This window comes from Gabonia massiliensis, from assembly GCF_001403595.1.
GTDB lineage: Bacteria > Bacteroidota > Bacteroidia > Bacteroidales > Coprobacteraceae > Coprobacter > Coprobacter secundus.
The window spans coordinates 1,368,131-1,381,965 of record NZ_LN877940.1 but is presented as its reverse complement, the minus strand read 5'-3'; the positions used below and the strand labels follow the sequence as shown (position 1 = coordinate 1,381,965).

At 39.8% G+C, this 13,835-nt stretch carries 7 protein-coding genes; 4 read left to right on the top strand and 3 right to left on the bottom strand.

Going from position 1 to position 13,835, the window contains the following annotated elements; translation table 11 throughout:
• Positions 1–17: 17 nt before the first annotated feature.
• The 3 genes from BN2628_RS15275 to BN2628_RS15265 all read right to left on the bottom strand — a co-directional run bounded on the left by BN2628_RS15275 (position 18) and on the right by BN2628_RS15265 (position 6,314).
• Complete coding sequence (locus tag BN2628_RS15275) at positions 18–2,345, bottom strand: S9 family peptidase (protein ID WP_055099215.1); 2,328 nt, start codon at positions 2,343–2,345, stop codon at positions 18–20.
• A 20-nt stretch (positions 2,346–2,365) separates the two neighbouring features.
• Positions 2,366–4,000 (bottom strand): S8 family serine peptidase, encoded by a 1,635-nt coding sequence (locus tag BN2628_RS15270; RefSeq protein WP_055099211.1) that lies wholly within the window; start codon positions 3,998–4,000, stop codon positions 2,366–2,368.
• 754 nt (positions 4,001–4,754) lie between these two features.
• Complete coding sequence (locus tag BN2628_RS15265) at positions 4,755–6,314, bottom strand: sulfatase family protein (RefSeq protein WP_021930097.1); 1,560 nt, start codon at positions 6,312–6,314, stop codon at positions 4,755–4,757.
• A gap of 423 nt (positions 6,315–6,737) precedes the next feature.
• On the opposite strand from BN2628_RS15265, the gene BN2628_RS15260 reads away from it, so the two are divergent.
• The 4 genes from BN2628_RS15260 to BN2628_RS15245 all read left to right on the top strand — a co-directional run bounded on the left by BN2628_RS15260 (position 6,738) and on the right by BN2628_RS15245 (position 13,831).
• A complete protein-coding gene (locus BN2628_RS15260; RefSeq protein WP_021930098.1) occupies positions 6,738–7,283 on the top strand; it encodes an RNA polymerase sigma-70 factor in 546 nt (181 codons plus the stop codon).
• 197 nt (positions 7,284–7,480) lie between these two features.
• The gene (locus BN2628_RS15255; RefSeq protein WP_055099207.1) at positions 7,481–8,404 is read left to right on the top strand and encodes a FecR family protein; all 924 of its coding nucleotides are present in this window, start codon (positions 7,481–7,483) and stop codon (positions 8,402–8,404) included.
• 212 nt (positions 8,405–8,616) lie between these two features.
• Positions 8,617–12,012: a SusC/RagA family TonB-linked outer membrane protein gene (locus BN2628_RS15250; protein WP_055099201.1), complete on the top strand. Its 3,396-nt coding sequence runs from the start codon at positions 8,617–8,619 to the stop codon at positions 12,010–12,012.
• A gap of 10 nt (positions 12,013–12,022) precedes the next feature.
• Positions 12,023–13,831: a SusD/RagB family nutrient-binding outer membrane lipoprotein gene (locus BN2628_RS15245; protein WP_021930101.1), complete on the top strand. Its 1,809-nt coding sequence runs from the start codon at positions 12,023–12,025 to the stop codon at positions 13,829–13,831.
• Positions 13,832–13,835: the final 4 nt, after the last annotated feature.

Sequence of the window (13,835 nt, the reverse complement as noted above, 5' to 3'; positions counted from 1 at the left end):
ATAAGGGCTTCATTATTTTATTTGTGATGAATAATATCGATATGCTCTCTTTTCGGATTCAATAAATGCTCCACGAAATAATAGCGTATCAGGTTATAATAATAGTCATTACCTACTCCATGGTCCATTCCCGGCATAATCATCATATCGAAACGTTTATCTGCTTCCATCAGAGCCTTTGCCAAACGAAAAGTCGTTGATGGATGCACATTTTTATCGACATCCCCGGTAATAAGCATCAAGCGCCCCTTCAAGCGGTCGGCCAATTCATTATTGGTCGGTATCTTACAAGAAAATACCGTCTTCCCCGTTATGCTGTCAACTCGGGATTGTACACCATGATACGTCTCTCCCCACCATTGTATATACAAATTATTATCATGATTCCCCGATGCAGCTATACCTACCTTATAAAAATCCGGATAAGTAAGCATGGCGGCAACCGTCTGGAATCCCCCTCCTGAATGCCCATATATACCGACCCGTTCAATATCGATAAATCGATAACGACGAGCCAACTCTTCGATGACATGTTTATCGTCAGCCAAAGGATAGTCTCGCAAATTCCCGTAACCGAAACAATGGAAATCACGCCCACGTAACTGGGAACTTCCCCGAGCCCCAACATTAATAACGACAAAACCCAATTGTGCCAAAGACTGATTATAATTATCATCCACTGTAAAAGCCCGGGGAATCTGGTCATCCTGAGGTCCCGGATACACATTGGTAATGATAGGATAACGGCAGGCCGTATCCAAATCGAAAGGCAAGTACATAATCCCATACAAATCAGTAGAATCGTCTGCCGCTTTCATCGAAAACAATACAGGAGGACGCCACCCCAAAGCTCGTAATTCACTGTCGTCACTTTGTTCTATAACCATCGGTTTCTTAGGAGATGCAATCTTTACCAACTGGCTTACCACCGGCATATCCATTCGGGAATAATTGTCGATAAGATATTTTTTATCCGGAGACAACTCAATACTATGTGTTCCATCTCCCGGAGTCAATAATGTGAAATGACTGCCGTCCAAATCTACCTTATAGAAAAAACGGTAATACGGGTTTATCCCCTTTTCCTTTCCATATCCTTCAACAATCATAGTGCGGCCTAAAGTATCAAGATGCACAATCTGTCCGGCAACCATATCTGCCGGAGTTATGGCATTCTTAAGCCTTCCATTCTCATCATATAAGAAATATTGCCCCTTTCCATTGCGCTCCGACCACCAGAGTATTTCTTTCCCTTTATTTATCAATTGATAATTAAAAAGTTGCACATTCATATGAGGAACACAATGGTCCGAAATCAACTCCTCAACCTCCCCAGTACGAGTATTTATACGACATAAGTCTATATAATCGGCCGGACGGCTACGACGGGTCATGTATACATATCCCGGGACATCGGCATAGCTTAAGACTACCTTCTGGTCTGGATACTTAGCTATAGGTACAACTATTTTTTTACGTGTCTCCGCATCGAACAATTGTATATCATACTGACTAACACCGCTATCACCGGGCATCGGCATTTTATACGTATCAGCCAAAGGACGAGGATTGGATAAGCTATTAACCAATGTCATGGTCTCAATACTGCGCTTATCCTCCCGAAAAGCAAAAATCATATGAGTATCATCTATCCATCGCGCAGATGTATATGCACAAGCTGTATCCCGTTTTTCACTATTATTCGACGTGTATGAGTTATAAGGCTCCCCGTCAGTCGTCAACTGCCAATCGTCCAGAGTATTCCCATTCCGCGAAAGAAATAAATTATGATTACGACCATATATGATATATACACTATCAGCCGAATATTTAGCCCAAGGTCTTTTCCCTTTACCAAAAGAGAATGAGGTTCCCGCATTCTTTTTCTTTATTGCATCGGGACGTTCCGATACGACCTTTCCTGTACCAGAAGAAATTGTATATTTTATATCCTTCCCTTCCTTCTTTATATAGAAACAACTCAAGTCTTTATTATAAAAATCAAGACGATACAATTTCAAATCCTCAGGCTTATATTCTTTCCCTGTAAGACGAGAAACCTCAGACGCCAGCTTCTCATTATCAAAAAGCAACTTCCTTTTCCCATTTGAAGCATTCACCAAATAACAGTCACGGGCACCATTCTTTTCTATAAAATAATAAAAATAACGAGTCCCTTCTATCCAGTTGGCAGACACTCCTGTAGAACGATAATGCCCGGATAAAGAATCTGCAGTAAATCTTTCAGCCCGCTTCCAGTCCACATAATCCTGAGCATCGGCTGTATAAGAAAAAACAACCGATAACAACAGTCCCCAACACAAATATATTATCTTGAATTTCATCTTCCTTATTTCCCGATTCATTAATTTTTCCGTCTCTTTTTCGCCATTTCTTCTGCCAGCTTCACCGCATCGAGCGCATTCACAATTCCACCCGATACACATAAAGAGTCATAGGTAACATATTCATTACTTTTTGCCCCGGGAAGCTTGACCTGCTTGTCACCCATAGGAGTAACACTTTTTATCAAAATATCCTTTACCTGCGCAGCCGTCAGCTTCGGGAAATAATCCCGGATCATGGCAGCAATACCCGTAACCACCGGAGCTGCTACACTGGTACCACTCGATACATCAAATCCATTATCCGGTCCCAAAGAAGTAATATCCACCCCTGGAGCAAAAACATCTACTGTATTCTGACCATAATTGGAATTCGGAGCCGGATTTCCTTTCTTATCAGAGGCTCCCACTCTAATCAAATTATCGATACGACAGCCCGATTTATCAAGACCTTGCGGATAAAATGTAATACGGTCACAATCTACACCACTGTTCCCCGAAGCCATAACGAGCAATACATCATGAGCAGCAGCATATGTTATAGCGTCTTCTACCATTACAGCATCAGGAGACGTACGTTTTCCGAAACTCATGTTTATGACCTTTGCCCCATTATCTACGGCATATCGAATAGCCGAAGAAATATCCTTATCGTATTCATCCCCTTCAGGGACCGCCCGTATGGTCATCACTTTAGCCAAAGGATAAATACCTGTCATTTTATTTATAACATTAGGTTGTGCTGCAATCACGCCAGCCACAAATGTTCCATGATAATAGTCATCACACATTACATTATTATTACCATAAAAACAATCTTTCCCATCATGTATATTATCACCCATTAGCAAGCGCTTATCCGGGTCAAATTCTATACCATGTATCCGTTTACGGGCCAATTCAAGCTTAGCATTATGATTGTCGACCAACGTTTTCCACAAACGGTCCCGGCTCCCGCTCATCAAATCAACTGCAATCAATTGGGCACACATATTGAATACGGAATCGTTAGCATCAATATTCATAATATCCATCACCCTTAAAGAATCCTTACCGGGATATGCTTCACTCGCACGCCTCGAAAGTTCGTCATAAGCTTTTCCCTGCTGTTCCAGATAAGCGGCAAATTTTATATAAGTATCTATACGAGCACCCGCCCTCATTTTCAAATAATACAGAAATTCGGGAGTAGCATTAGCTATCCCAACAGAATCAACAACACAATCTTTATATTTTGGATAAAGCCTTTTAAATTCCCTGAACTCTTCTGTTCCGGCACTTTGCATATTAAAAGAACCATCGGTCGTTCCTAAAAAATTCCAGCCTAAAATATCTCCGGCATATCCATTCTTATCATTATCTTTCCCATTATCTCTCTCTTTCTTATTATGCCAGAGTGCATCTTTTAAGTACAAATGCGTAGTATCACTGCCCGAATCGATTACACCGACCACAATTTTCTTCTTCGGTTTTATTTTATGCATGTCAAGCCAAGAAAAGGCAGAAGAAACATTTGCTCCCGCAACAGAGTCATTAAATATCAAATGCCATCCGGCTACACACCCATNCCCCCCATCTTTTTTCCCTGCTTCCATAGAGCTCCCGCCGATACAGCACAGCAACATAACAGGAACTATTCTCCAATTTCTTTTCATTTCAATTACAGTTTAGGTTTCATTTGGGAAAGACCAAACATAAGACTCTTACATCGATTATTTATACATAATACTTTGTCATCAAATATTTTATAAAAAATAAACACATCTGCCATTTATATAAACTATTCTCTTTCAATTTTCAACAACGCACTAATTGTCAGATATTTATCTTTAAAAAATCATTACTCCATTTATTATATATTGCAAAAATACATATTTTATTTATTTTAGAAATAAAACACGCATTTTTTTTATCAATTTGGTGAAAAAACAATATAAAAAGAAGAAATATGACGATAATATAAAAATTTAACATACAATTTTATCTATAACAAACTTCGAAACTCCATTCATTCAAAGCTTGTATGTTCCCAGCAAAAATCGAATAGTTTATAATTTTAACTTATCTCTCTTTAAAACACATTAAGCAATACAAAAAAGAAAACAAAATACTCTTCCATCTTTTTGAAAAAATGGAAGAGCACATTAGCTAAAGAAAAATAGTATCTTACAACTTTTAAAACTGGTTTAAGTTTTACTCAAATCATATTTATGAGTTTCTTTTGAGGATATTTGCCCTCTTCACAAGAAAATAAACTAAATGAATACGCAAAGAAAACCTGATATTTCTTTTATCGGAAAATTTAAACGACAGTTTCTATAACCACAGGTTCTACGATTTTTGTTTATATCTATTCATAAGGCACATATTATACGAATATTGACAAACGTACAAATGTACGACGGGTTCTTAATTATTATATTTCATAGCATTAAAATCTCCATATAATTTTTGTAGCCCGACCAGTTTTTCTTTCAATTCCGCCACCAATTGTTCTGTCCCCGGTTGTCCATAAATATTATGCATTTCCGAAGGGTCATTCTGGAGGTCAAACAATTCCCACGAATCTATATCATTATAAAAATGTATCAGTTTGTATCGCTCTGTACGAATACCATAATGCCTTTTCACAGCATGTTCTGCCGGATATTCATAAAAATGATAATAAAGTGCCGTACGCCAGTTATCAACTTTTTCACCACGAAGTAACGGCAAAAATGACACACCATGCATATCCGATGGAACCGGAACTCCGGCCAGATCGAGAATCGTAGGCCCGTAATCAATATTTTGCACCATCTGTTCTATATCACCCTTCTTCCCTCCCGGTAAACGTATCAGAAGAGGTGTACGAAACGATTCCTCATACATAAAACGTTTGTCAAACCAGCCATGTTCTCCCATATAAAAACCTTGGTCAGACGTATAAACAATCATTGTATTCTCAAGTAGCCCGGCATTCTCCAAATATTGAAGAACCCGGCCGATATTGCGATCTACCGAATGAATTACCCGAAGGTAATCACGCATATATTGACGATACTTCCATTCAGCGAGCGATTTTCCCGACAAATTCGCTTCCTTAAAATCTGCAATCACTCTGTCATAATGCTTATCCCATGCAACCCGCTGCTCCGGTGTCATAAGATTGTACATATTTCGGCCCGCCTGTTCAAGAGCTCCGGAATGAATTTCATTCTCCTTATCGGCCAATTTCAAATCATACACCAAATCCATATCTTTAATAATACTCATTTCCTGCTCTGCCGCAGCCTGACGTCCCTCATAAGTATCATAAAAGTTATCGGGCAACTTAAACTCTCTGTCACTGAAAAGTTCTAAATCCTGCAAATCAGGCATCCATGTACGATGCGGAGCTTTATGGTGTAACAGCAAACAAAACGGCTTGTCTTTGTCCCGTTTATTTTCCATCCAATCGATAGCCTTATCTGTAATCACATCTGTTACATAACCCTCCGATTTTATACGTTCACCGTTTTTAATGAAAGGGGCATTATAATAATCCCCCTGCCCGACAAGAATCTCTGAATAATCAAACCCAGTAGGAGCCGACGTCAAATGCCACTTTCCGATAATAGCCGTCTCATACCCGGCTTTTTGCAACAATTTAGGATAAGTCTGTTGACTACCGTCAAACGTGCTGGAATTATCCGTAAAGCCATTGGCATGACTATGTTTGCCGGTAAGCATACAAGCCCGGCTAGGACCACTGATAGAATTGGCAACAAAACTGTTTGTAAATCGGGCTCCCTCTTGAGCTATACGATCAATATTCGGAGTCTTTATCAATTGGTCATTATAAGCACTGATTGTTTGATAAGAATGATCGTCACTCATAATATAGAGTATGTTCATCGGCCGTTTTTCCTCTTTCAAAGTACAGGATAATAAAGATGACGCTGAAATGGCCAATACCGGCACAGCAATAAAAGACAAAGGTTTTTCCATACTTATAAATATTATATTAAAAAAAGCTACAGCTTTGATTCAAATGCAAAATATTTTCCAAGCCTATGCCTCACGGCATCCCGGAATAACTTAAAAATACAGATTAAAGAAAAATCCGTTATTTCTATCCATGCAAAACGAGGGGAATTGCAAATTTAATGAAACTGTCAAATTTTACAAGCGGAATATACACAAATTTTTATCATAAATAATACATATTTTATATATAAATATTTACAAAATACATCTGAAAAAAAATTTGTCAAAAAGAAGACAAATAATTATTTTATTCTATATATTAGCATGTTGAAAATTTCGCTTTTTTAATATAACAAAGGTATATACTAATATTAAAATTTAGAAATATACTTAAAATGTAGATATTGTTCAAAAAAAGCTTTCAATTTATAAAAATATTAGAGTTTGACGTTAATATTTCATCAAAAAGACACTGATATTGCAACCATTTTTAAAACTTCAAAAACTGGTTTCATCCAATTTGCATATTCCTATCTCGGGAATATGGAAGAAGCTGAAGATGCAGTTATGGATGCATTCATTCAATATTGGGAAAACAAAGACAAACTCGATATTCAAATCAACAATATCAAAGGATATATATTTACCATTTTAAGGAACAAATGCATCGACTTACTCGAATTAAGAAAATATCGCCTTCAAAAAAATGAAGAGATGTATAGACAAATGCTTGGAGAAATAGAAATCAATATTTCTTCATTACGAAGCTGCGACCCGTCAGAGCTTTTTAGCCGAGAAATAAATCAAATAGTAAATGAAACTATCGATACCCTGCCCGACCGAACTCGTGAAATATTCTATAAAAGATACCTCGAACAGAAATCATATAAATCCATTGCCGAAAATTTCGGAATATCGGTAAAAGGTGTAGAATTTCACATTTCCAAATGCTTGAATATTCTTAGAAAAAAATTAAAAGATTATTTATGACAATATCTGTATACGACACAACGCTGCACATTTGTCTTCTTTATCTCTTTTACAGAAAAGAATATCATTTTTTTCTAAAAAAAGCCTTTAATTAATACACTATAAATCAATATATTAAAAAATATATTTCATTTTTTAAGGCAAAAAAATACATTTTTCACTAGGGATAAAAAACATTTTACCGTCTTTATTGTGTCATGAATAAGGAAATACTATATAAATATTTCGAAAATAGAGCTTCTCTCGAAGAACGAATCAAAGTGAGAGAATGGGTAGAAGCTGCACCGGAAAACAAGGAAAAATTTTCGCGGGAGCGCAACATATATAATGCCATTCTGTTATCCACAGACAGCATTTCGCGTACCGAGTATAATTTCCGTCGTCATCATCGCATGCAACTGCTTCGTATCGCCGCGATATTTATCGTATTATTTTCCGCAACAGTGGGTATTTTCTATGTTACGATGGCCGACCGGATGATCCCTCTCTACTCCCTTACTGTTCCTTCAGGAAACACGAATACCCTATTACTCCCTGATGGAACCAAAGTCTGGCTCAACGCAGGTACTACAATAAAATATCCGTCGTCCTTTATAGGTATCAAACGTAACATCGAAATAGAAGGTGAAGCTTACCTTGAAGTCGCACATAATCGTTGGCGTCCGTTTACCGTAAATACCCCTAATGGAAAAGTAAAAGTCTTGGGGACAAAATTCTATGTGACTTCTACAACTAAAGATAAGTATTTTACGGTATCCCTCATCGAAGGCTCTGTAAATATGGCGTCAGGAGAAAAAAGCATAATCCTCAAACCTGGATATCGGGCTCAATTCGAGAATGGAGAATTTAAGCAATCGGTTATTCACTCTCTTGAATCTGAACTTTGGAAAGACGGTATCTATTATTTTAAGAACAAATCATTCAATGAACTTATGTCCGGATTCGAAAAATGCTTCGGCGTAAAAATCATTATTGACAATAATATGGAAAACACACAACATTACACCGGAAAATTCTATCGCTACAACGGTATTCAACATGCCTTGCGCACATTGCAATACGATTTCAAGTTCGATTATAAATGGGATAAAGACTCTAATACAATATCAATCACAAAATAAAGAATAATTAAAAAATAATACCAGAAAAGCCTATGAGAAAAATTTGACTTACTCTTTAGCTATCCCTTCAAAACTTAACAAAATAGAATTTTAATTAATTATAAAAATAATTAAATACTAATTTCGTATGCATGTAAAAACACTTATGCCGAAAAAAAGTCTCAAAGCGTTTATAATCGCTTTAGCANAAAAATACTCCCATCGAGGAAATATTGAAAAAAATCGAAAAACAGGCAGAGTGTTTATTTGTTTTCAACACTCAAATAGACACTCAGCGGAAAGTAAATCTGGATGTACAGAACAAAACTGTAGGCGAAATCTTGGACATTATGTTCAAAGATACCAACGTCACTTATTCTATCCAGAATCCCAACATTATCCTTTCCAAAAAGGCCGTAGCCGAAACTAAGCTTACTCAAGAATCTCAAAATGCTGCTACACAAAATACCGGGAGTAAAATTGTAACCGGTACCGTTACAGATGCATCAGGAGAGACACTCATCGGTCTTACCGTAAAAGTTGTAGGCACAAATATCGCTACGGCTACCGACATAGACGGGAACTACTCTATCAAAGTCCCGGCAGGGAGCAATGAACTGGAGTTTTCTTATGTCGGTTATCAACCCCTCAAACAGTCTATTAACGGGCAAACAAAAATCAACGTAATCATGAAAGACAATGTACACCTGCTTGATGAAGTTGTCGTAACGGCATTGGGTATCGAAAGGAAAGAAACTTCCCTTACCTATGCCACTCAGAAAATAGACGGGGACGAACTGACTCGTGCAAAAGACGCCAACTTTATCAACTCTCTGCAAGGTAAAACATCTGGGCTCGTCATCACTCCAAATGCCAGTGGTGCGGGTGGTTCTTCTAAACTGTTGTTACGAGGTAACTCTTCTATCTTGGGAAGTAATACACCTCTTATCGTTGTCGATGGTATTCCGATGGCAGAGAGAGGTACGACTCAGATTACAGACGCTCTCTTGGCGGGAGGTAACACGACCGATGGTGGTGACGGACTCTCCAATATCAACCCGGACGATGTCGAAACAATCACCGTACTTAAAGGGGCCAATGCAGCAGCTCTTTATGGTAGCCGCGCAGCAAACGGGGTATTAATCATTACTACCAAAAAAGGAAAAGAAGGGAAAGTAAGTATCGACTTGTCAAGCAGTATTCTAGTAGAAACTCCACTGGTCACTCCCAAATTCCAAAATACATACGGAGCCAATGTAGAGACCTACAGTGACCAGTCTATGGACCCGAATAATCCTGTAGAGAAACGCCGTCTGAACATGCTTTCATGGGGTCCACGCCTTGGGACTTACTCCGATGCAGCCCTCAACGAAATACCCTACATGCGCAATTATGCACTAAACAATGTCGGCAATTACCTGCAAACCGGAACCAACTTCAACAACACGATATCTATCACATCCGGTACAAAAATAGCTCAAACCTATGTTTCATACGGTAATACGACTGCAAACGGTATCATGCCGTCCAACAAATTCATGCGCCACAATTTTACAGTTCGCCAGTCTGTAAATCTCTGGAACGACCGTGTACAAATCGATTTCTCGGGAAACTATATCAACCAAACAGCACAAAATCGTCCCGGGTCTGGTATTTACGGTAATCCTTTATATGATTTGTACCTAATGCCTCGAAATGCAGATATACGCTATTTCAAGAAAAATTCGGAAGTTCAGGGAGAACTATATCATATCAATAAATATGGCAGCGGTAAATACGAGTCTACCGGTGTCGAAGGACCCATACAACAATGGCCTTGGAGTGACAGCGAAAACCGGAACTCCCCCTACTGGCTGCAAAACCGCCTGAAACGAGAACAAGTACGTGAACGCATCTATTCCACCATAGGACTGAAAGTAAACATTATTGAGGGATTAAGTGCTCAAGTACGTTTTAAAATCGACCGGACTACCGATACCAACGAAAGCAAAACCTGGCAGGGAACCCGTGCCAAGACATATTATAACTCTATTTACGAATATGCAAAGGTTTCCAATAACCAGACATTTGGAGACTTCTTGGTTTCATATTCCAAAAAAATCGGAGATTTCGACGTATCCGCCAATATAGGTGGTAGCACTATGGTAGAAAACTACGAAGATTTCGGAATCAACTACTGGATGGCCGATACGACATCTACTCCTAACGTATTCGACCCAGCCAATCTCGTAGCCCAAGGCGGAGCCAGTACCGGGACATACAAGAACCATGACCAAAACTGGGAAAATGCCATTTATGCCACAGCATCTATAGGTTATAAAGAAATGGCATACATAGATGCCTCGGTACGTACCGACTGGTCTCGCACATATACCCAATTTGCATACTTGGGTACTCCCGACCATTATACCTATTATAGCGTAGGAGGTAATGTCCTGCTCAACCCGCTTTTCAAAATCGAAAGCGAGTGGTTCAACCATTCCAAACTGCGTCTGTCATATAGTGAAGTAGGTAACTCCATTCCTAATTTGAATTATGGGGGAAAACCCACTAACTGGGGTTCCCAAATTGCTTCAGCTGCAACCTATCGGGAATTTTATGACCCTCGTCCCGAGACGATGCGCTCTACCGAAATAGGTTTGGATGGCCGGCTGTTTGACAACACGGTAGACTTTGACATTACTTTTTACAACACCATGATGCTCAACCAGTGGTTGCCACAACAAGCAGCAACCGGCGGACAACTTCCTCTTAACTCCGGACGCATCCGTAACCGTGGTCTTGAATTGACCTTAGGTTATAACAAAAAATTTAATAACAACTTTATCTGGCGTACCAGTGTCAATTATTCGTACAACACGAATAAAGTACTCGAAACTTACGGGCCCAATGGAAATACCGTAATCGAACAAACTCCTATTTATCAAGGTGGGCTGAAAGTAAGATACGAAGTAGGTAAACCTTACGGTGAACTCTACGGACGTACTTTCAAATACGATAGTGAAGGAAAGATTATGACCGACCGTTTCGGTGCTCCCATGTTATCGAGCGAATACAACGATTATTTGGGTAATGCCAATTCCCCTCATCATTTAGGATGGAGCAATACATTCAGTTATAAAGATTTTTCTTTCTTCTTCCTTATCGACGGGAAAATAGGAGGTAAGGTAATCTCATATACCGAAGCTCGTCTCGATGCTTACGGAGTCTCCGAACGAAGTGGGAAAACCCGTGACTCGGGCATAGTATATATCTATAATCAAGCCGTAGGAGGTTCCATGGCTGGTGTTGCAGTTCCCGGTGTTGTAATGCCCGACGGAGAAATTGCTCCTGCAGAAGGATACTATACTAAAATCGGTAATGGAGAGCCGGCTTTGGGACAATATACATACGACGCTACAAACTTCCGATTGAGAGAAGTTTCTGTAGGTTATACCTTCCGCAACCTTTTCGGGCAAGGTAAAAACCTGAACCTATCATTGGTAGGACGTAACTTGTTCTTCCTCTACAAAGATTCTCCTGTCGATCCGGATGTATCAGTCTCGACAGCCAACTCTTACGGAGGTATCGAAGCATTCTCTGTACCTACAACTCGTAGTTTCGGATTCAATATTAAAGCAACTTTCTAATCATTTCGCTATGAAACTCATATCTAATAAGATTTTATCAATTACTTGCTCTTTGCTCTTGTTATGCGGAGTATCATCATGCTACGATACGGTATTGGAATATGAAGACACTACAGTCATCAATTCAAGCGACGGTTCCGTATCCTCAGACACTTTGTCCACATCACAAGAAGCAGAGTTTATGCTGCGCACAGTACAAACTCAGGTTGTGTCGGCCGCTGTGCATCTCTATCAGATGCAATATACGCTTCATATCATAGACTATGCGGGTTACATGTCTATTCCCCATTCTTTCGACGGAAACATGTATTCTTCATTCATGTTCTACGACTCGTATGCTTTCGGGCAAACCGAAGCGCTCGAAAAATTGGCGCCTAATGCGATCCCCATCATCAACTCCGGAAAAAAATTAGGCATCGAACCACTATCTGCACTGGCAAGCGTACTCTTTTCGTACTCTATCTATCAAAATCTGGTAACCTACGGACCCGTACCTTATTCAGACTTCAGAGCCTTGAAAGAGCAACGGCCATTGACTTACGAAAAACAATCCGATGTATTTAAGACCTTGTTTATCGAATTACAAAAGGCCGATTCTACTCTCGAAGCTTATCAAAGAAATCCGACAGCCGAACTGGATAAAAAAATAGAAGGTGTGAACTATATTTCTGAAGACAAAATCACCTCAGCTACCGACATTGTCAAGCATTGGAGAAAATTTACCAACTCTATGATTCTTCGTCTGGCCATGACCGTAGTGAATGTTCCTGACTTCAATGTCAATGGGAAAACAGCACAGACTCTTGCCGAGGAAGCTGTAACCCGTGGCATACTGCAACCGGGCGATCCCCAGGTCGGACTAAGAAGTGGGGCAGACGGTCCGGTAAAAGCACATCACCCTCTTTATCTAATCGCTAACAGTTGGGTAGATGCACGCCTCAACGCTACGCTCCACAATATCATGAAACGAACCAATCATCCTGCACTTACAGCATGGTTTGCTCCTAATAACGGACGTCTGGTCAGCAAATTCAACAAAGTGCACAACTCCGGAGAAAAAATCATGTCGATGCGCTCGGGAACCTATCTTAGCAATTCGAGTTTGGCATCGAATAACTACATCCTGTTCTCCAAATTTGTCGACTTGGCATTTGCTGCCAAACCGGTCACACTCTTCAAAGTCGAAGAAGCCCTTTTCTTACAAGCCGAGGGAGCATTACGAGGCTGGAACATGGGAGGAACCGCCCAGTCATTCTATGAAGCCGGAATCCAAGAATCATTTACCAAAAACGACTTCTCAGGATATAGTGACTACATGGCATGGAGAGGAGCCGGAGATATGACTGTCAGCGGAGATTTCCTTTATGAAGACCCCTACGACCCGGACAACGACCTGACTTCCGATGAAAAAGCCGATTACTACTTCATGCTCAATAACGGATGGGGAGGTATAGATACCAATCCTTACACCTCGGTAACGGCAGACAAAGAAAAAGAATATTATCTCGAAAAAATAATGACACAAAAATGGCTGGCTCTCTTCCCCATGTCTCTTGTAGCTTGGACCGACATCCGCCGTACAGGATACCCGAAACTTTTACCCGCGGTCTATGGAGCTTACGGTGAAGCCGACGGATCCATATCGGACGAACTGACCATTCGGAGAATCCCTTTTGCTACAGGAGGCGTCGATGAAGCCAAATCGGACTTTACATCTACAGGTGTACCTAACTTAGACGCAGAAACCACCGGCTCTGTAAGAGGAGACATGCAAGGCACACGCCTATGGTGGGATGTTGAAAAAACTTCTAATTTCTAACCTT